This window comes from Pseudomonas sp. NPDC077186 (assembly GCF_044543505.1).
GTDB lineage: Bacteria > Pseudomonadota > Gammaproteobacteria > Pseudomonadales > Pseudomonadaceae > Aquipseudomonas.
Window position 1 is genome coordinate 13,806 of sequence record NZ_JBITWE010000013.1, and the last position, 21,019, is coordinate 34,824.

12 protein-coding genes and 1 pseudogene are annotated in these 21,019 nt (G+C 65.1%); 7 read left to right on the plus strand and 6 right to left on the minus strand.

Annotated features, from left to right (window positions below):
* Nucleotides 1-116 precede the first annotated feature (116 nt).
* From ACIGKL_RS24630 to ACIGKL_RS24640, 3 genes are all read left to right on the plus strand, one after another.
* Nucleotides 117-1,718, plus strand: coding sequence for a 5-guanidino-2-oxopentanoate decarboxylase (locus ACIGKL_RS24630; RefSeq protein ID WP_397488969.1), 1,602 nt, complete (start codon nucleotides 117-119; stop codon nucleotides 1,716-1,718).
* 180 nt (nucleotides 1,719-1,898) lie between these two features.
* Entirely contained in the window at nucleotides 1,899-3,239 is a 1,341-nt protein-coding gene (locus ACIGKL_RS24635; protein ID WP_397488970.1) for a purine-cytosine permease family protein, read from the plus strand.
* A 275-nt stretch (nucleotides 3,240-3,514) separates the two neighbouring features.
* Entirely contained in the window at nucleotides 3,515-4,243 is a 729-nt protein-coding gene (locus ACIGKL_RS24640) for an MBL fold metallo-hydrolase (protein ID WP_397488971.1), read from the plus strand.
* Between the two features lie 45 nt (nucleotides 4,244-4,288).
* Here ACIGKL_RS24640 and ACIGKL_RS24645 read toward each other — a convergent pair whose 3' ends face one another.
* Complete coding sequence (locus tag ACIGKL_RS24645; RefSeq protein WP_397488972.1) at nucleotides 4,289-4,423, minus strand: hypothetical protein; 135 nt, start codon at nucleotides 4,421-4,423, stop codon at nucleotides 4,289-4,291.
* A 92-nt stretch (nucleotides 4,424-4,515) separates the two neighbouring features.
* The gene (gene aceK, locus ACIGKL_RS24650) at nucleotides 4,516-6,234 is read right to left on the minus strand and encodes a bifunctional isocitrate dehydrogenase kinase/phosphatase (RefSeq protein ID WP_397488973.1); all 1,719 of its coding nucleotides are present in this window, start codon (nucleotides 6,232-6,234) and stop codon (nucleotides 4,516-4,518) included.
* A 252-nt stretch (nucleotides 6,235-6,486) separates the two neighbouring features.
* On the opposite strand from aceK, the gene ACIGKL_RS24655 reads away from it, so the two are divergent.
* Nucleotides 6,487-7,377, plus strand: coding sequence for a DMT family transporter (locus ACIGKL_RS24655; protein ID WP_397488974.1), 891 nt, complete (start codon nucleotides 6,487-6,489; stop codon nucleotides 7,375-7,377).
* A gap of 72 nt (nucleotides 7,378-7,449) precedes the next feature.
* On the opposite strand, the gene cysK is transcribed toward ACIGKL_RS24655, so the two are convergent.
* Nucleotides 7,450-8,424: a cysteine synthase A gene (cysK, locus tag ACIGKL_RS24660; RefSeq protein ID WP_397488975.1), complete on the minus strand. Its 975-nt coding sequence runs from the start codon at nucleotides 8,422-8,424 to the stop codon at nucleotides 7,450-7,452.
* Between the two features lie 208 nt (nucleotides 8,425-8,632).
* Here cysK and ACIGKL_RS24665 point away from each other — a divergent pair, with 208 nt between their 5' ends.
* Both ACIGKL_RS24665 and ACIGKL_RS24670 read left to right on the plus strand, forming a co-directional pair.
* Nucleotides 8,633-9,478, plus strand: a complete 846-nt coding sequence (locus ACIGKL_RS24665; RefSeq protein ID WP_397488976.1) for an AAA family ATPase — start codon at nucleotides 8,633-8,635, stop codon at nucleotides 9,476-9,478.
* 166 nt (nucleotides 9,479-9,644) lie between these two features.
* Nucleotides 9,645-10,823 carry a VWA domain-containing protein gene (locus ACIGKL_RS24670; RefSeq protein ID WP_397488977.1) on the plus strand — a complete coding sequence of 393 codons (1,179 nt, stop codon included), beginning with the start codon at nucleotides 9,645-9,647 and terminating at the stop codon, nucleotides 10,821-10,823.
* Nucleotides 10,824-10,999: 176 nt separating this feature from the next.
* Here the strand turns inward: ACIGKL_RS24670 and ACIGKL_RS24675 are convergent, their stop codons facing one another.
* A complete protein-coding gene (locus ACIGKL_RS24675; protein ID WP_397488978.1) occupies nucleotides 11,000-17,767 on the minus strand; it encodes a peroxidase family protein in 6,768 nt (2,255 codons plus the stop codon).
* A 565-nt stretch (nucleotides 17,768-18,332) separates the two neighbouring features.
* On the opposite strand from ACIGKL_RS24675, the gene ACIGKL_RS24680 reads away from it, so the two are divergent.
* Nucleotides 18,333-19,796: a sensor histidine kinase gene (locus ACIGKL_RS24680; RefSeq protein WP_397488979.1), complete on the plus strand. Its 1,464-nt coding sequence runs from the start codon at nucleotides 18,333-18,335 to the stop codon at nucleotides 19,794-19,796.
* 11 nt (nucleotides 19,797-19,807) lie between these two features.
* Here the strand turns inward: ACIGKL_RS24680 and ACIGKL_RS24685 are convergent, their stop codons facing one another.
* Nucleotides 19,808-20,476, minus strand: a complete 669-nt coding sequence (locus tag ACIGKL_RS24685) for a response regulator (protein WP_397488980.1) — start codon at nucleotides 20,474-20,476, stop codon at nucleotides 19,808-19,810.
* An 81-nt stretch (nucleotides 20,477-20,557) separates the two neighbouring features.
* Nucleotides 20,558-21,019 (minus strand): annotated as a pseudogene (locus ACIGKL_RS24690) (calcium-binding protein); the annotation flags it as partial.

Below are 21,019 nucleotides of genomic sequence, written 5' to 3' on the forward strand. Positions count from 1 at the left end.
CTCCCGTAGGGCGGACATGCCGCAGGCTTGTCCGCCACCTGGTCGACCCTCGGTGGACAAGGCTGCGCCATGTCCACCCTACAGAGCGCGATCAGCGCCATTGAAGGATTCTCAACATGACCACCTGCGGCGAATTTCTCGTCAAGCAACTGCAAGCCTGGGGCGTCGACACCGTGTTCGGCATTCCCGGCGTGCACACCGTCGAACTCTATCGCGGCCTGCCGCATAGCGGCATCCGCCATATCACCCCGCGCCATGAACAGGGCGCCGGCTTTATGGCCGACGGCTACGCCCGCGTCAGTGGAAAACCTGGGGTGTGCTTTATCATCACCGGTCCGGGCATGACCAATATCCTCACCGCCATGGGCCAGGCCTACGCCGACTCGATTCCCATGCTGGTGATCTCCAGCGTCAACGAGCGCGCACGCCTGGGCCTGGGCAAGGGCTACCTGCACGAGCTGCCCAACCAGCGCGCCATGGTTTCGGGCGTGAGTGCCTTTAGCCATACCCTGATGAGCGTCGAGGAGCTGCCCGGCGTGCTGGCCCGCGCCTTCGCCGTGTTCGAGGGCGAGCGTCCACGTCCGGTACATATCGAGCTGCCGCTGGACATCATCACCGCCGACGCCAGCCATATGCGCCTGGCGCCCAGGCCGCGGGTCGAGCGCCCGGCCCCCAACCGCACCTTGATCCGCGAGGCCGCCGCGCTGCTGAAGAACGCCCAGCGCCCGCTGCTGCTGCTCGGCGGCGGCTGCGTGGCCGCCCAGGCCGAGGCCCGCGCCCTGGCCGCCAGCCTGGACGCACCGACCGCGCTGACCATCAACGCCAAGGGCCTGCTACCGCCGAATCATCCGCTGCTGCTCGGCAGCAACCAGTCGCTGCTACCGGTGCGCCAGCTGGCACTGGAGGCCGACGTGGTGCTGGCCATCGGCACCGAACTGGGCGAGACCGATTACGACGTGGTGTTCGACGGCAACTTCCAACTGCCGGGCAAGCTGATCCGCGTGGATATCGACGCCCAGCAGTTGCAGCGCAACTTCACCCCGCACCTGGCGATCCAGGGCGACGCGCGCCTGGCCATGCGCATGCTGCTGGCCGAACTCAACCCCTGCGAGCCCCGCGCCGACAGCCCCGGCGCCCGCCGCACCGCCGCCGTGCAGGCGCAGCTGGCCGAGGATTTCGCCGGCTGGGGGCACTACCGCCAACTGTTCGACACCGTGCTGGAGGTGCTGCCCGAGGCCCGTTTCGTCGGCGACTCGACGCAGACGGTGTACAGCGGCAACCACCTGGTGGAGCTGGACGGCGCGCGGCGCTGGTTCAACGCCTCCACCGGCTACGGCACCCTGGGCTACGGCCTGCCGGCGGCCGTTGGCGCCAAGCTGGCCGAGCCGGGCCGCCCGGTGATCAGCCTGATGGGCGACGGTGGCCTGCAGTTCACCCTGCCCGAGCTGGCCAGCGCCGTGGAGGCTGGCGTCGGCATCATCGTGCTGTTGTGGAACAACTCAGGCTACGGCGAAATCAAGCGCTATATGCAACGCCGCGATATCGAGCCGCTTGGCGTCGACATCTACACCCCGGACCTGCTGGCCATCGCCCGCGGCTTCGGCTGCGCCGCCGAACGCGCGCGTGATCACACGCACCTGGCCGAGCTGCTGCGCAGCGCACCGAGCGACCGCCCGCTGATCATCGAAGTGCTGGAGCAAGCGCCCTTTCATCCCTGACTACATTGATCGCGGGCAAAGCCCCTCCCACGGAAATCGAGGTGCCCCTGTGGGAGGGGCTTTAGCCGCGAAATCCCTGCCCCGGACTGCATCCGGGCTACGGGCATAACCACAAGATTCAGCTGTACCACTGACTGCCGCCCACCCATACCAATAATCAAACACCGGGGAGTCGACACCATGTTCAAGAATCTCAGCCAGCACTTCGGCCAGGACGGCCTCGCGCCCACCGACGCCGGCCATCGCAGCCTCGGCCTCGGCGGCACCACCGCCCTGTGGTTGGGCGCCAACGTGGTGGTCACCACAATCCTCACCGGCATGCTGCTGGTGCCAGACCTGATGTTCACCCAGGCCATGCTGATCGTGCTGATCGGTTCGGCCATCGGCATCCTGCCGCTGGTGCTGGTCGGTTTGATGGGCCAGCGCTCGGGGCTGACCACCATGGTGCTGGCCCGCGGCAGCTACGGCGTACACGGCGCCAAGCTGCCGTCGCTGGTCAACCTGCTGACCCTGCTGGCCTGGAGCTGGATCCAGGCGCTGCTGGCCGGCATGAGCCTGAACTATGCGGTCGAGCATATGACCGGCTACTCCAACCTGCCGCTGTTCACCATCCTCTGCGAAACCCTGGTGCTGCTGATCGCCCTGCGCGGCCACCTGGGCATCGAGCGAGTCGAGCGCTGGGCCGCCATCGGCATGCTCCTGCTGGCCGGCGCGGTGTTCTACGTGATGGGGCGGCAATTCGAATTTTCCAGCCTGCTGAGCATGCCGGCCGAGCCGCGCAACGAGATCAGCCCCGGCATCGCCTTCGATATCGTCATCGCCACGGCGTTCTCCTGGATTCCGCTGGCCGCCGACTACAACCGCAACTGCCGCAGCCAGGGCGTGGCGGCGGTCGGCACCTGGGTCGGCTATGTCGCCGCCACCCTGCTGGCCATGGGCCTGGGCGCTACGGTGTCCGGCTTCTCGGTGCTCGGCGGCATGCAGCAGACCTACGACCCGGCGGTGCTGCTGGCCGGCTTCGGCTTCGGCCTGCCGGCGGCCATAGTGGTGTTCCTCTCGGTGATGACCACCAACGTGATGTGCGTGTACAGCGCCTCGCTGTCCTACCTCAACATCAGCCCCAAGACCCGCTTCTGGAAGCCGGCGCTGTGCATCGGCGTGCTGTCGATCCTCGGCTCGCAGATCCCCGGCATCCTCGACAACTTCCAGAGTTTCCTGCTGGTGATCGGCAGCGTGTTTATCCCGGCCTTCGCCGTGCTGATCGCCGACTACTTCCTGATCCACAAGGGCCAGTACGCGGTCGACGAATTGCTCAGCGAGGACGGCGGCCGCTATCGCTACCTGAACGGCTTCAACCCGGCGGCCTTCGCCGCCTACGGCCTGGGCGCGGTGCTGGCCTACTACTGGGGCTGGGTCGAACCGCTGGCCTACGGCGCCTCGTTGCCGGTGTTCCTGCTCACCGCCGCCAGCTACACCGTGCTGCGCCGTTGGGTGCTGGTGCCCAGGGCGCAGCTGGCGTAGCGTGATGACAACCGTGGCGGGTTGCGCTCGCCCTGCCGGAAACGACGCCCCGTAGGGTGGATTAGCCGCCTGTTGTGCTCGTCCTGTACTCACCGTGTCGGGTGCGGCGTAACCCACCATCGGCACAACACCATCGATCGCCTGGTGGGTTACGCGGCGCGCTGCGTTCATCTGCGTTTGCGAGATGGTGTTCGGCGCCACTAACCCACCCTACGGGAGAACGCAGTCCGCCAACGAGGCTGCGGCAGGATGCGAAACCGCTTTGAGGAACGACCATGAAAATCGTCAGCCGTGACCGCTGGTTCGAGGTACAGCACCGCCACGACGGCATCTGCCTGATCCACGAGCCCTATGTGCGGCCCTTCTACCGCTGCAACATGTGGCATGTGCAGGGCCGCGAGCGCGACGCGCTGATCGACTCCGGCTCGGGCCTGGTCAGCCTGCGCGAGCAATTGCCCTGGCTCACCGACAAGCCGCTGCTGGCGGTGGCCAGCCATACCCATTTCGACCATATCGCCGGGCATCACGAATTCGCCGAGCGCCTGGTGCACCCGGCCGAGGCCGAGATACTCGCCGCGCCGACCGGTGCCAATACCCTGGCCGCGGCCTTCGTCGGCGACGAGATGTTCGAGGCCCATCCGGATTACCCGCTGTGCTACGCCGAATATCGGGTCAAGGCGGCGCCGGCCACCCGTCTGATCGAGGATGGCGACGTGCTGGATCTGGGCCATCGGGTGTTGCAGGTGCTGCACACGCCCGGCCATTCGCCTGGCGGTATCAGCCTGTGGGAGGCGGCGACGCAGACGCTGTTTTCCGGCGATATTCTCTACGACGGCCCGCTGATCGAGGATGCCTACCATTCCAACCTGGAGGATTACGCGCGCAGCCTGGCGCGCCTGCGCCAACTGCCGGTGCGCGTCGTGCACGGCGGGCATTTCCCAAGCTTCTCCGGCACGCGCATGCGCGAGCTGATCGACCTTTGGTTCGACCAGCACGCCAGCTAGGGTGTCGCGGGGCCTGCTAGGCCGCGCGCGCCCGCATGCGGAAGCTCAGCGCCGCTGGCGCGCCTCGCGGCGCAGACGTTCCTGCTCGGCCGGGTCGATACGCAGGGGCTGGGCCTGGGATGCGCCCCAGCCGAAGGCCAGCAGCAGCGCATGCAGATGATGTTGCAGCTTGGCGAGCATGGTACGACCTCCTGCCAAGTTCATGAGAGACGGAGCCGGACGGCTCCTGTACTGAGCCTAGCCCCGCCGCCGGCGAATTCAACTGATCCCGATCAAGCGACCGGGCTCTTGCGCCGGTAGGGAAACACGTCGATCACCTTGCCCTGACGAATGGCCTCCTGCAGCCCCTGCCAGTAGTCGGCATCGTACAGATTGCCGTGCAGCTTGCTAAATAGCTGGCGCTGCTTGATATCGGCGAACAGAAAAGGCGGGAACTCCTCGGGAAACACATCCATCGGTCCCACCGAATACCAGGGCTCGGAGCTCATCTCGTCCTCGGGAAAGCGCGGCGGCGGGATGTGGCGGAAGTTCACCTCGGTGAGAAAGCAGATCTCGTCGTAGTCGTAGAACACCACGCGACCGTGGCGGGTGACGCCGAAGTTCTTCAGCAGCATGTCGCCGGGGAAGATATTCGCCGCCGCCAGCTGCTTGATGGCCAGGCCGTAGTCCTCCAGTGCCTCGCGCACCTGCGCCTCGTTGGCGTTTTCCAGGTAGAGGTTGAGCGGGGTCATGCGCCGCTCGGTCCAGCAGTGGCGCACCAGCACGGTCTCGTCCTCCACCACCACGGTGGAGGGCGCCACCTCCAGCAGCTCGGCCAGGCACTCGGGCTCGAACTTGGCCTTGGGGAAGCGAAAATCGGCGAACTCCTGGGTATCGGCCAGGCGCCCGACGCGATCGACGCTCTTCACCAGGCGGTACTTCTCGATCACCGTCTTGCGGTCGACGTTCTTCGCATGCGAGAAGCGGTCCTTGATGATCTTGAACACCGTATTGAAGCCCGGCAGGGTGAACACGCTCATCACCATGCCGCGCACGCCGGGGGCCATGACGAAGCGGTCGTCGCTGGTCGCCAGGTGGCCGATCAGCGCGCGGTAGAACTCCGACTTGCCGTGCTTGTAGAAGCCGATCGAGGTGTACAGCTCGGCAATGTGCTTGCCGGGCAGGATGCGCTTGAGGAAGCCGACGAACTCCGCCGGTACCGCCACCTCCACCATGAAGTAGCTGCGGGTGAAGGAGAAGATGATCGACACCTCGGCCTCGTCGGTGATCAGCGCGTCGACCTGGATGCCGTGGCCCTCGCGGTGCAGCAGCGGGATTGCCAGCGGCCACTGCTCGTCGCGGGTGTAGATGCGCCCGACCAGGTAGGCGCCCTTGTTGCGGTAGAGCACCGAGGAAAACAGCTCGATGCACAGCTCCGGGTCCTTGCACACCCAATCCGGCAGACTGGCGCGCAACTGCTGCTCCAGCCGCTGCAGATCGCGCGGCAGGTCCTCGTAGGCCACGTCGAAACGGTGATCCTCGAAGATCGCCCGCAGCATGTCCGCCAGCTCGCCGGCCGGGCGGTAGCTGCGCGTCTGCGCCGCGCCGGGGTGGCCGCGCAGCGACGGCCGGGTGGTGTGGACGAACATGCAGCCGTCGCTGATCAGGTCGTGGCTGAACAGGCTGCAGAAGATCGAGTTGAACCAGGTTTCCGCCAGTTCGTCGTCGAAACGCAGGTCGATCAGGGCGATATAGGCGCTTTTCACCAGCGGCCACTGGCCGACCTCGAGCAGCGACTCGTCGAAGACCTGCTGCAGGCGGTCGCGGGTCTCGCCGACTTTGTCCTCGTATAGGTTGATGCGCGCCGCCGAGGCCCGCTGCGCCTCCTGCCACTGCGCCAGCTCGAAGCGCGCGCGGGCGCCGTCGGTGAGCTGGCGAAAGTGCTCGCGGTAGTCGTCGAAGCCGTCGAGGATCAGCCGGGCGATCTCGCCGGCCGGCCATTGCTGCGCCATGGAAGTGCCTCGCAAGGAAATGAGTGAAGCGAGCTTAGCCATAGGCCGATGCCGGGGAAAGCCGCTAATGAAGATCGCGGCTAAAGCCCCTCCCACGGCCTGCTGCTCCGCGAAATCGCGGCTACGCCCCCTCGACGGTGAGCTCCCGTGGGAGGGGCTTTAGCCGCGACAGTTGTTCGAAAGCGCGATGCGGATTGCCAGAACGCAGGCCACCGGCAACACTCTCGCTCCCCACCTGCCGGATACCCCGCCTTGCGTACCGCCGACCTGCTCCGCCTGCTGCTGCTCGCCGCCATCTGGGGCGCCAGCTTCCTGTTTATGCGCGTCGCCGCGCCGGTGCTGGGCAGCATGCCCACCGCCTTCTTCCGCGCCAGCTTCGGCGCCCTCGGCCTGCTCGCCTTTTTGCTGCTGATGCGGGTGGGCTGGGACTTTCGCGGCAAGCTCAAGGCCTGCCTGCTGCTCGGGGTGATCAACGCCGGCCTGCCGTCTGCCATGTACTGCCTGGCCGCGCTGATCCTACCGGCCGGCTACTCGGCGATCTTCAATGCGACGACGCCTTTGATGGGCGTGCTGATCGGCGCGCTGTTCTTCCACGAGGGCATCACCGCGAGCAAGGCCGCCGGGGTGTTCCTCGGCCTGCTCGGCGTGGCGGTGCTGACCCGTACGGGGCCAGTGGCCTTCGATCTGGAACTGCTGCTGGGCGCCGCCGCCTGCCTGGTGGCCACCACCTGCTACGGCTTCGCCGGCTTCCTCACCCGCCGCTGGATCGGCCAGCAGGGCGGCCTGGACAACCGCCTGACCGCCTTCGCCAGCCTGGTCGGCGCCAGCCTGTTCATCACCCCATTGTTCGCCGGCAGCCTGGCCCTGCAGGCGCCGGCCAGCTGGGGCGGGCTCGAGGTGTGGCTGTCGCTGGCTGGCCTCGGTCTGCTCTGCACGGCGTTTGCCTACGTGCTGTATTTCCGTCTGCTGGCCGATATCGGACCGATCAAGGCCAGCACCACCACCTTCCTCATCCCGCCGTTCGGCGTGTTGTGGGGCGCCCTGCTGCTGGGCGAGCCGCTTTCCTGGGACTACCTGCCGGGCTGCGCGCTGATCGGCGTGGCGCTATGGCTGGTGGTGCGGCCGAGCGCGGCCAGAACCTGATTTGCGGTGCGCACGGCGCACCCTACGAAAAAGCCGCCCGAGGGCGGCTTGATCACTGAGGCATGCAGCCTCTTACTGCTGCAGTTCCTGCTCGGTAAACAGCCCGTCAAACAGCATCGACGACAGGTAGCGTTCACCCGAATCCGGCAGGATCACCACCAGGGTCTTGCCCTGCATCTCCGGCTTCTCCGCCAGGCGCACCGCGGCGACCATCGCCGCACCGCAGGAGATGCCGCAGAGGATGCCCTCCTCGCGCATCAGGCGCAGGGCCATGCTCTTGGCCTCGTCGTCGGCCACCTGTTCGACCTGATCGACCATGGCCAGGTCGAGGTTCTTCGGCACGAAGCCAGCGCCAATGCCCTGGATCTTGTGCGGCGCCGGCTTGACCTCGGCGCCGGCCAGGGTCTGGCTGATCACCGGCGAGCCAACCGGCTCCACCGCCACCGAGAGGATCGGCTTGCCCTGGGTCTGCTTGATATAGCGCGACACCCCGGTGATGGTGCCGCCAGTGCCGACGCCGGCCACCAACACGTCGATGGCGCCATCGGTATCGCGCCAGATTTCCGGGCCGGTGGTCTTCTCGTGGATCGCCGGGTTGGCCGGGTTGTCGAACTGCTGCGGCAGGTAATAGGTGGCCGGATCGGCAGCGGCGATCTCGGCCGCCTTCTCGATGGCGCCCTTCATGCCCTTGGCCGGCTCGGTCAGCACCAGCTCGGCGCCGAGGGCCTTGAGCACCTTGCGCCGCTCCAGGCTCATCGACGCCGGCATGGTCAGCAGCAGCTTGTAGCCGCGCGCGGCGGCGACGAAGGCCAGGCCGATGCCGGTGTTACCCGAAGTCGGCTCAACGATGGTCATCCCCGGTTTGAGCACGCCGCGCTCCTCGGCGTCCCAGATCATGCTGGCGCCGATGCGGCACTTGACCGAGTAGGCCGGGTTGCGCCCCTCGATCTTGGCCAGGATGGTCACCCCTTTCGGCCCCAGGCGGTTGATCATCACCAGCGGCGTGTTGCCGATGGCCTGGGCGTTGTCTGCAAAGATGCGGCTCATATCGGAAGTCCTTGGCATGACGGGAAAAGCCTCAAGCCTATGCCCGCCGCCCGGCGCCGTCCAGCCAGCAGACCGAAAGCCGGGTGACTCGCCATTCAGTGACTGAATACTGCGTCCACGTTCACAGCCGCCGGGCCTGCGCGTTATAGTCGCCGTCTGAATCTCTGCAGCGGGCCGGCCCCGCGCGCTACCGTTCGAGGATTTTCCGATGAAGTTCGAAGGCACCCAGTCCTACGTCGCCACCGACGACCTCAAGCTCGCGGTCAACGCCGCCATCACCCTGCAGCGCCCGCTGCTGGTCAAGGGCGAGCCGGGCACCGGCAAGACCATGCTCGCCGAACAGCTGGCCGAGGCCTTCGGCGCCAAGTTGATCACCTGGCACATCAAGTCCACGACTAAAGCTCATCAAGGTCTGTACGAGTACGATGCGGTCAGCCGCCTGCGCGACTCGCAGCTGGATTCCGACAAGGTCCACGACGTGCGCAACTACATCAAGAAGGGCAAGCTGTGGGAGGCCTTCGAGGCCGACGAGCGGGTGATCCTCTTGATCGACGAGATCGACAAGGCCGATATCGAGTTCCCCAACGACCTGTTGCAGGAACTCGACAAGATGGAATTCTACGTTTACGAGACCAACGAGACGATCAAGGCCAAGCAGCGCCCGATCATCATCATCACCTCGAACAACGAGAAGGAGCTGCCGGACGCCTTCCTGCGCCGCTGCTTCTTCCACTACATCGCCTTCCCCGACCGCGACACCCTCAAGCGCATCGTCGACGTGCACTACCCGAAGATCAGCGGCGAGCTGGTGGCCGAGGCGCTGGACGTGTTCTTCGACGTGCGCAAGGTGCCGGGGCTGAAGAAAAAGCCCTCGACCAGCGAACTGGTGGACTGGCTCAAGCTCTTGATGGCCGACAATATCGGCGAAGCGGTGCTGCGCGAACGCGACCCGACCAAGGCCATCCCGCCGCTGGCCGGCGCCCTGGTGAAGAACGAGCAGGACGTGATGCTGCTCGAACGCCTGGCCTTTATGGCGCGCCGCGCTTCTCGGTAAAAATCGGGCTGCTGCGCGTCGGCCAGCGTCTTTGTAGGGTGGGTTAGCGAAGCGTAACCCACCGACCAGCCGCCAGGCTGGCAAGCATGATGCCTGTGGCATCAACGGTGGGTTACGCCGCTGCGCGGCTAACCCACCCTACGGACAATCCCGAGGGCACAGATAAATGCTGCTCAACCTATTCAACGAAATGCGCGCGGCCAAGGTGCCGGTGTCGGTGCGCGAGCTGCTCGACCTGATCAACGCGTTGAAACACAACGTGGTGTTCGCCGACATGGACGAGTTCTACTACCTGTCGCGCGCCATCCTGGTGAAGGACGAACGCCACTTCGACAAGTTCGACCGCGCCTTCGCCGCCTACTTCAAGGGCCTGGAGAACCTCGACCGGCATATCGAGGCGATGATCCCCGACGAATGGCTGCGCAAGGAATTCGAGCGCCTGCTGAGCGACGAGGAACGCGCGCAGATCCAGTCCCTCGGCGGCCTGGACAAGCTGATCGAGGAATTCAAGAAGCGCCTCGAAGAGCAGAAGGAAAGGCACGCCGGCGGCAACAAGTGGATCGGCACCGGCGGCACCAGCCCGTTCGGCTCCGGCGGCTACAACCCCGAGGGCATCCGCATCGGCGACGCCGGCAAGCGCCAGGGCAAGGCGGTCAAGGTGTGGGACCAGCGCGAGTACAAGAACCTCGACGACCAGGTCGAGCTGGGCACGCGCAATATCAAGGTGGCGCTGCGCCGCCTGCGCAAGTTCGCCCGCGAAGGCGCCGCCGAGGAACTGGATCTGGACGGCACCATCGACCACACCGCCAAGGACGGCGGCCTGCTCAATATCCAGATGCGCCCGGAGCGACGCAACACGGTGAAACTCCTGCTGCTGCTGGATATCGGCGGTTCGATGGACGCCCACGTCAAGGTCTGCGAGGAGCTGTTCTCCGCCTGCAAGACCGAGTTCAAGCACCTGGAATATTTCTACTTCCACAACTTCATCTACGAGAGCGTGTGGAAGAACAACATGCGCCGCACCAGCGAGCGCACCGCCACCCAGGACCTGCTGCACAAGTACGGCGCCGACTACAAGGTGGTGTTCGTCGGCGATGCGGCCATGGCGCCCTACGAGATCACCCAGGCCGGCGGCAGCGTCGAGCACTGGAACGAGGAAGCCGGTTACGTGTGGATGAAGCGCTTCATGGAGAAGTACAAGAAGCTCATCTGGATCAACCCCTACCCCAAGGACACCTGGAACTACACCGCCTCGACCAATATCGTCCGCGAGCTGATCGAGGACCGCATGTACCCGTTGACCCTGCAGGGCCTGGAAGACGGCATGAAGTTTCTGTCCAAGTAAGAGCCAGATCGGGGCATCAACAGAAAACGCTAAAAGAAACCCCAGCCAAGCTGGGGTTTCTGCTACTGGAGGCAAAGAAACTACGGAACGCCGCCCCCGCAGGCGACGTGCCGTAGCAAACCTGGCGCCGACCCTGGCCTACCGCGCGTGACCCGAACGCCAGGGATCACGCCGCCTCACGCCAACTGGAAGTCGGCGATGGTCACGGTGCTGTGGTCGGTCACACCGACCAGGCGGATGCTGCCGCCATCCGCACCGTTAACCGTCACCAGCACATCGTCGCCCGCATCGGCGATATTGACCCGACTGGCGAAGGTCGCCGCGGTCAGGTTGAAGGCCGCGATATTGAGCAGGTCCTGCCCACCAGCGGGGTTGGCATCGAAGCCATGGATGGTGTCGTTGCCGAAGTTGGGACCGAACACGAAGATGTCGTCGCCGAGACCGCCCACCAGCGTGTCGTTGCCGGCACCGCCGGTCAGCACGTCGTTGCCGGCCCCCCCCTGGATCCAGTTGTCCAAGGCATTACCGGTGCCCGTGAAATTACCGCTGCTCGGGCCGTAATACAGGTTCTCGACGTTAGCCCCCAGCGTGTAACTCGCCAGCGAGGTCCACACGCTGTCGATACCCTCACCATCCAGCTCGATCACCTGATCACCAGCATCCATGACTTCATAGGCATCGTTACCCGTTCCACCACGCATGATGTCGTTGCCCGAACCGCCCCTCAGCACATCGTTGCCAGCACCACCCACCAGGGTGTCGTTACCTCCCCCCCCGGTCAGCACATCATTGCCGGCCCCACCCTGTATCCAGTTGTCCAACGCATTACCGGTGCCCGTGAAATTACCGCTGCTCGGGCCGTAATACAGGTTCTCGACGTTAGCCCCCAGCGTGTAACTCGCCAGCGAGGTCCACACGCTGTCGATACCCTCGCCGCCCTGCTCGATCACCTGATCGCCCGCCTCGGTGACTTCATAGGTGTCGTTACCGGTTCCACCACGCATGATGTCGTTGCCCGAACCGCCCCTCAACGTGTCGTTGCCAGCGCCACCGTTCAAGGTGTCATTACCTGCACCGCCTTGGAGCACATCATTCCCAGCACCACCCTGGATGGTATTGTCGAGCGCGTTGCCAGTGCCGGCGAAGTTGCCGCTGCTCGGGCCGTAATACAGGTTCTCGACGTTAGCCCCCAGCGTGTAGCTCGCCAGCGAGGTCCATACGCTGTCGATACCCTCACCACCCAACTCGATCACCTGATCGCCCGCCTCGGTGACTTCATAGGTGTCGTTACCAGTTCCACCACGCATGATGTCGTTGCCCAAACCGCCCCTCAACGTATCGTTGCCTGCACCGCCAATCAACTCATCGTTGCCGGCACCGCCATTGAGGACATCGTTACCGTCCCCACCATCAAGAATGTCATCTCCACCGAGTCCGTTCAGTACATCGTCCCCTCCCAGCCCAACAATATGGTCATCCAACGCGGTGCCGTTGAGCGTATTGGCCGCATTGGTGCCCATGATCACCGCGCTGGCGATCACCGCCGTGGCCGCCGAGGTCAGCGACTCGAGGGTGCCGCGGTTGTCGGTGTAGCTGACCTGCACCCGCACCTGCTGCCCGGCCTGAGCCGCCGTCAGGGTGAAGGACTGCGCGGTGGCGCCGGCGATATTGCTGAAGCTATCGCCACTGCCGACCTGCCACTGGTAGGCGAAGGTCACGCCGACCAAGCCGTCGGCATCGGCGATCTGCGCGGTGGAGGCGATCAGCACCTGGCCGACGCTGGGCGAGGCGTTGCTGAGCTGCGGCAGCCCGGTGGGCGCCTCGTTGACGTTGAGCACCGGCGCGGTGACCGCGGACATCAGGCTCTCCGGATTGCCCCAGTCGTCGTTGAAGCTGACCACCACGCGCAGCGGCAGCCCGACCTCGGCATCACCCGGGGTGAAACTCTGTCCCGTGCCGACCTGCACCCACTCGCCCGCCACCAGCGCCTGCCAGGCGTAGCTGAGCACGGCGAACTCGGTGCCATTGGGATCGCTGACGGTGGCGGCCGCCAGCAGCACCTGGTCCTCGGTCGGCGCCATATTGCTGATCGACACCGTGCCCTCGGCCGGCCTGGGCACCAACCAAACCTCTTGGTCGGCGAACTGCACGCGGTCGATATTGCGCAGGGTATCGGTGCCATCGGAGACAATCTTGCGCGTAGTATTGAGGCCGTCCGGATCGAGTGGGTCGAAGGTGGTCACGGTGCCGCCGCCACCGACGAAGCGAGTGTGGCTGATGGTCCAGGTACCGTCGAGGTTGTCGACTAGGTCGTATTCATCTGCCTGCCCGAAATACACTGCAGTGTCGATTTCGTTCTCGCCCTTCTGCCTGTCGATGATTTCACGAACGATATGCAGCTGTCCGGGATTGAGCAGGCGACTGAACATCGCCTGATCCAGGGTCAGGCTGTCCGCTGTGCCGGCCAGCACCCCGCTCTTGCCGGTGATCGCCTTGGTCATGCCATCGGCCGTGCCGATCTCGTTGCCGGCGTCGTCTCGAATGCTGATGCGCACGTTGAGCCAGGCGGCGCCGTCGATGAAGTCGTCGCCCCCGCGCCCCTCTATCACGTCGTTGCCAGCACCGCCGAGCAGGATGTTGCCGGCGTTAAAAGCAATAGCTGCCTCCAAGTCCGCAGCGAACAGGCCGTCCAGCGCCTCGCTCAGGCCGCTGGCGATAGCTTCCAGATCGGCGCTCGTGACATCGGTGATGCGCGTAGCTATCAGACTGGTCAAACCGGCAATCAGCCCTCCGGAGTCACCCAACCCGGTATTCCCGCCGAGCCAAGCGTCCACCTCCTCCCGCAATGCCTCGACCAGGTTTTCCAGGGCGGATGGCTGTGGGTTCAACAGGAAGTTGAACCACTGCTGAAGATCGCTCAGCGAGCCACTTTCCCCTACACCCAAGAAACTATCGAATGCCTGCTCCACGCTCGCGAGGATGTCCTCCACAAACCCCGGCTCAAGCACTTCCGGTCGCTCGCCAATCACTCCGCCGAGCAGCTCGCGCAGGCCCTCGATGCGATCCACCCCGGCGTGGCTGAGGGCGTTGTTGGCGTTGAGCTGTTCCTCCTCGCCGGCATCCGGGTCGTTGCCGCGGTCGTCGCCGCGCAGCACATCGTCCCGATCCCAGCCTGACAGCGCCTCGACGTCGCTGAAGCGGTCGCGCAGCACCTTCAGCGGCTCGGTGTCGAACACCAGCTGGTTGAGATCCGAGTAGGCCGACACCGTGCTGTCCTTGTGGATCACCCAGTCGAAGCCCCACATGCCGATGTTCTTCTGGATACCGGCGCCGGCAAACATGATGTCGTCGCCGGAGTCGGCGTCGTAGTCGGTGTCGCCCTGGCCGCCATTGAGCACGTCGTGGCCGAGGATCGGGCTCTCGAAGAAAATGTCGCCGTTGTCGCCGGCGATATAGTCGAAACGTCCACCGCCTTCCACCCAGTCATCGCCGGAGCCGCCGAACAGCGCGTCGATACCGTCGCCACCGTGGATGAAATCGTTGCCGGTGCCGCCCAGAATCTCCTTGCCGTCGGTGCCGCCGATGACGAAGTCATGGCCGTCGCCGGCGAAGATCAAGTCGAGGCCGTTGCCGCCATGGATCACGTCGTTGCCGTCGCCGGCCTTGATGATGTCGTCGCCGCCGATGTCGGTGATGATGTCGTCGCCGTCGCCGCCCTGGATGATGTCGTTGCCGTAGCCACCCTCCAGGCGGTCGTTGCCGCCGTCGCCCCACAGGGTGTCGTCGCCGATGCCGCCGATCAGGGTGTCGTTGCCTTCGCTGCCACCCAGCACCACGTGCTCTTCACCGTTGTAGCGCAGGTAGCCCGCACCACGCTCCACCATGGGCGTCAGCGCCTGCATGATGGGGTTGTCCCATACCGGGTCGTCACCGATCTGCAACGCCTGGTTCAGCTCGAGAATATGGTCCACCGAGGCGAACAGATCTCCTGGCAGGTGCGAGGAATCCGGCCGGCCGAGGTCGGTGTTGGCCATCACCAGCGAGGCGAAGGAGTTGGCCTCCAGCGCCCCCAACAGGTCGAGCCCCTGGGTGCGCGACAGATAGTAGAAGCGGTCGCCGTCCTGCAGCTTCTCCATCTGTATTTCGAAGACGAAGTTGAAGGTGGAACCGAGCATGCCACCGAACGGCATCTTGCGCTCGGCCAAACCGCCGATCCAGAAGTCCACCAGGTTCAGGCCGGACTCCAGCCCGGCCCAGGTGCCGCTGCTGTTGAGGAAGTCGGTGCGATCGCTCGGGCTGCCGCTACCGCCCATCACCAGCAGGGTGGCGGCGGCGCGCTTGTCTTCGGCGGTATCGGCCGCGAGAATGCTGTCGTGCTGGCCGTAAGCGGCGATGAAGTTGATGATCGATGCCGGGTTCTTGATGTTCAGCGCGAAGTCGGTCCAGCTGACGTAGGGCTTGAGGTTGCTGTCGCCGGTGGCGGCGAAGAACTGCTCGCGCGCGCTGTTGAGCGACGGCACGCCGGTGTCGCGGCCGCGGGCGATATTGATCGCCGCCAGGTCCAGCGGCAGCCCCACCAGGTTGTTGCGCAAGGCGCCGGTGACGAACTCGTCGATCTCGTTACCGGTTTGCCGGGTCATACCGCGAATGATCGAGCCGGCCATGACATCGGCATCGGCGCTGGCGAACTCGACCGGATTGAGGAAGGCCTCGATCAGGCCGATGTCGCTGGACTGCATGTCGAAGCTCAGCCGATCCACCGTTTCGTTGAGCATGGAGTGGCCGAAGCGGTACACCACATGGGCGAACTCGGCGACGATGGCCGCGTCGATCTCGATATCCGGCTGCACCATGAAGATGTCGGTGAACGGCTGGATCTTGCGCACGAACTCCTCGAACACCAGATGCTGGTACTGCATCTCGTTGACGAAGCGCGTGGCCTGAAATAGCCGCTCGCCGTTCCAGATCAGCCCATCGGCGCTACCCGGCACCTCATTCACCGGTACCAGCAACCATTCGTTGATAAAGGCCAGATCGCCGCTGGCGAGAATGGTCTGCTTGTTGGCCTCGACCAGGCGATTGTGCTCGGAGTGGAACACGTGGTGCACCGCGGTCAGGCCGATGTTCTCGTTGCCGCGACCGTCGCCGGTAATGTAGTGGGCGTCGAGCAGTTCGTTGTCGTATTGCGCCAGTGTCGGCAGATTGCCAGGGCCTACCGGCAAACCGGGGTTGAAATCCGGATTCGCAACAGGCGGGCCACCCAGGCCGACTTCGTCATCGCCATCGGCCACCTTCATGGAACCATTGGAGTTGAACGGGTTGGCGCTGTGGGCAATATCGTCGAGAAAGGCATGGCCGGTACGGGCGGCACCAGCGGTGGAGATCGGGCTGTCGGGGTTGCCTTCGACCTCATAGGGCGGCGGGTCGGCCATCACCAGCTTGGGAAAACCGTTCTCGCCACGGATGAACTGACCATAGGGGTCGGTGGCCAGCAGCGGCACGTTGCCGACATCGGCATCGGTCAGGTCGATGCCGAGCATCTCGCGCGCCTGCGCCTTGATATCGGCCCAGGTGGCCAGCCCCCCGTTGGCTCCGTCGAGCATATGCCCGGTGGCTACCGGGCCCTCGTCGGTCATGGCGTACTCGCGCAGGAACACCTGGTGCGAGGCGTGCGAGGTGTAGGTCTGGTTCTGGTCGACGAAGGGGGTGGTCTGATTGACGTGCTCGCGGATGATATTGCCTTGCTCGTCAACCTGGTTGGTTGCGCGGGTAAGGATCATGAAGTTGCTGTGCGAGCCCTCGACATACAGCGGATCGTCCGGCTGCAGCGGGATATACACGGTGCCGCTGCCGCCCTTGTTGACCAGATCCAGGCCATGGTCGAAGAACTGGCCGAACAGGCTCATCCAGGCGTTGAAAGGCGCGCTCAGGCCTTCGTCCGGCGAGACGTTGGGCACCAGCACGCTGCCGTTGTCCATGACGATGCCCAGATCGTCCAACAGCCCATCCAGCGCGGCCTGGGCAACCGCGACCTCGGCGCTGGTTTCGGCAACCTCGGCCAGCACCAGTTCGTGGGCGGCCGTATCGAGGGTCAACTGTGTAGCAGCAGCCTGGGCATCGGCTTGGGCGGTTCCTGCGGCGGCAGCCGAAGCCGCAGCGATTTCACCAGCCGCCGCGGCCTGCTCCTGAGCGGTGACAGTCGCAGCCGCTGCCGTGTTGTAGGCAGCCAAAGTGCCGACAACATCACCGCCGTTGTTCAGGGCGAAAATCAATGCCGCCCAGGCAGTTCCTTCCGCGGCCTGCGCTGTAGTCACCAGTGCCTGCGCCGCGCTGTGCGCCAGGGCATCGGCATCGGCCTGCGCCTGCGCCTCCGCCGCCTCTACCGCTGCAGCCTGGGCCGCAGCGGTAGAGGTGGCCAGCAGCGCGGCGCTGGCCTCGACCAGCGCGCTATTGCCCAGCGCCGCCGCCTCGGCGGTTTTCAGCGTGGCCAGGGCGTTGGCCACCAACTGTGCATCGCCAAAGACGTCGCTGGAGCCGGCGTACTCCAGCGCGGCCATCACCGCCGCCGGGTTGTTCAGGCTCTGATCGACGATCAGGTTGCTGATCACCCGCGGCTGCGAATCCACCACATAGCCGCTGGTTTGTTCATAGCTGGTCTGGGTGCCCGAACCGGGGAAGCCGGGGGGCGCGCCGTTGCCGTCGATGCCGTTTTCCGCGTCGCGGAACTCCGGCTCCAGCAGGCGCGGCATGGTCTGGTCGGCCGAGCCGTAGTGCTGCTGGCCAGGCACCAGGTTGTTGTAGGTGCCGTCGACCGTGCGCAGACCATAGGGCAGCAGCGGGTTGCCGACCAGGTCGTAGAGCGAGGCGCCACCGGCGTGGGCTTCGGCGATCTTGATTTGCTGGAGGATGAATTCCAGATCGGATTGGGTTGTCTTGACAGCCATTTTGTTGTGCTCCCTCGATGTGAGTGCGACTGACGAAGGCGTCAGAAAAACCACATGCATACGGCAACATTGCAACGGCGTGGCTAAGCGCAGGCAGAAGTGTCTGGATCGGTGCAAGGGGATCGAGCCGCGACTGGCGCTTACTCGATCCGGGCGGCTGCGGGGCCGCAGGACGTGGCTAGGGCGGCCCGTGGCAATGCCACAGACCGGCGGTACCGCATGAGGTCGCCGCTTCAGTGCGGCGTGGACTGCTGTCCATATTCTTGCGCTCCGGCGCGGGTGACGCGGTGCGACGGTCGCGGTGCCCTCTCCTGCACCGCATCCCGCCGCCGACGCCACGCTTGCAATGCCCGAGGCCCACTTCCCTGAGCCCCATCAAGCTACGGCTGTAACGGCCCTCGCACCTCGGTCTGCGCGGCTCGACCGACTTGACGGGAGTCGGTAACGACGTCGCGGCGACCCTGCGAGGCGAATCCTGAACTAGCTTGTTGATAGACCTCGGTAGTACGGGAACCACCGGGAGATCTTTTCAGCACTTGGTTGCAAGCATCGGGGAGCGACGACGATGTCCATAGATGCAAAGGTCGAATCAAATTCGAAGACCTTGGTCGAGGCCGTCGATGGGACTTTGGTCGAATCCGCCTCGTCCTGGTGGCGCCGCCTGGGGCAATCGAACCGCTCGCTGCAGTTCGTCCTCGCCGCGGCGCTGATCCTCGGCGTGAGCATGGTCTTCGTCGGCAGTCTGGTCAGCCAGCAGATCAAGCGCGCCGCAGCGCAGAGCGCGGGCGAAGGCGCGGCTATCTACATGGAGGCCTACCTCGACGAGTACGTGCAGGAACTGGCCAGCGCGCGCAGCCTGAAACCCGAGAGCGTGCAGGCCATCGACAACCTGATGAAAGACACCTCGCTCAACAGCCATATCGTCTCGGTGAAGATCTGGCTGCCCGACGGCAGCAACGTCTACAGCACCAGCAAACACGCGACCTTCTACTACTATCCGGCCGACCCCATCGCCGCGGCCATGCAGGGCAAGGTGGTAACCCGCCTGAGCCCGCTGGAACACGACGAGCACGCCTACGAGCGCAGCTTCAACCGGCCGCTGTACGAAACCTATGTGCCTCTGCGCGAGTTCGGCAGCGGGCGGATCATCGCCATCGGCGAGTTCTACGAGCTGGAGCACGAGATCGGCAGCATCCACCAGCAGGTCTGGGCGATCATCGCCGCGGCCACCCTGGCCATGCTCGGGCTGCTGTTTCTCATCGTCCGCCGCGGCGACCGCATCATCGAGCGCCAGCAGGCGATCCTGCGCCAGCAGATGCGCGAGCAGGAGGCCTTGCACCAGCAGAACGCCGCGCTGCAACGCCGGGTCAGCACCGCCAGCCAAGAGTTCGCCACCATCAACGAGCTGACCCACAGGCGCCTGGGCGCCGACCTGCACGACGGCCCGGCGCAGCTCCTGACCCTGATCCTGCTGCGTCTGGACGAGCTCGCCGAGCTTTGCCAGACCGGGGAAAACGACGCACTGGAGACCATCCGCAGCGCCGCCCAGGAGAGCCTGCGCGAGATACGCGGCATCTCCCGCGGTCTGGCATTGCCGGAGATCAACGAGCTGAGCCTGGACGAGCTGCTCAAGCTGGTGGTGCAACGCCATGAACAGCGCAGCGAAACCAAGGTGCAGCTCGAGCTCGGCGAACTGCCGGCGACGCTGAGCCTGCCCTACAAGATCTGCGTCTATCGTCTGGTGCAGGAGGCGCTGAACAACGCCTTCCACCATGCCGGTGGCCAGGGTCAGTCGGTGCGCGCGGGGTGCCGGCAGGGCGTGCTGGAGGTGCAGGTGGCGGACGCCGGCGCGGGCATCGATCAGGCGCGTCAGGCCGCGACGGGGTCGCACCGCTCGCGCCTGGGGCTGGCGGGTATGCGCTATCGGGTGGAATCGCTGGGTGGGACCTTCGAACTCGAATCGGCCCCCGGGCAAGGCACCCGGGTCAAGGCCAGATTCGATTTGCGCGGCGGCGATAGCCGCCAGTAGCAGTCAATGGATCAGGGCGTACTAATGCCCACATGCCAGGTCTTGCGGCTTTCCCAGTAACGACGCACCGCCGCCACCGCCTCGACCCGATTGCGCGCATGCAGCTTCTGCATCACGTTGGTCATGTAGTACTTCACCGTCTTCTCGCTCAAGCCGAGCTTGGCCGCCACCTCGCGATTGGTCAGGCCGCTGGCGACCTCGCGGATGATCTGTTCTTCGCGGTGGGTCAGATCAGGACCGTGCTGTTCGCTGCGATGCTTGCGGAAGTTGCTCAGCAGGCGCGCCGCCAGCGCCGGGGTGATAAAGGTCTCGCCCTTGGCCACGGTGCGGATCGCCTGGATCAGCTCCGGCCCGCTGACGCCCTTGAGCACATAGCCCTGAGCGCCGCCCTCCAGCGCCGCATAGGCGTCGTCCTCGGACTCCGACACCGTCAGCATCAGCACCTTGACCCTGGGCTGCGCCTTGCTGATGGCGCGCACCGCGGCGAAGGTATCGCCGGGCATGTTGACGTCCATCAGCAGCACGTCCGGCTGACAGCGCGCGGAAATCTCCCGCGCCTCGTCGGCACAGCCGCCCTGCTCCACCACTTCGAAATCCTCCACCCGATTCAGGGTCGCGGCCACCCCCTGACGCAGCAGCGGGTGGTCGTCGACTATGCCTACCTTGATCTTGTCGCTCATCGAATATGCTCCCCTCAAGGTTTAAACCCTTGTCGCCCAGGGTGCCTGGCCGAGGCCAGACACCCTGGACTCGCCCCTAGCTCAACCCAGCTGGAAGTCCGCCGAGGTGACCGTGGTGTGATCGGCGACGCCGACCAGGCGGATGCTGCCGCCGTCCGCACCGTTGACCGTCACCAGGGTGTCGGCGCCGGCATCGGCGATACTCACCCGAGCGGCGAAGGTCGCTGCCGTAATCCCCAGCGCGGCGATATTCAGCAGATCCTGGCCACCGGCGAGATTGGCATCGAAGTCCATGATCCGGTCGTTGCCGAAGCTCGGCCCGAATACGAAGATGTCGTTGCCGAGACCGCCCATCAGGGTGTCGTTACCTCCCCCCCCGGTCAGCACATCATTGCCGGCCCCACCCTGTATCCAGTTGTCCAACGCATTACCGGTGCCCGTGAAATTACCGCTGCTCGGGCCGTAATACAGGTTCTCGACGTTAGCCCCCAGCGTGTAGCTCGCCAGCGAGGTCCATACCGTGTCGATACCCTCACCACCCAG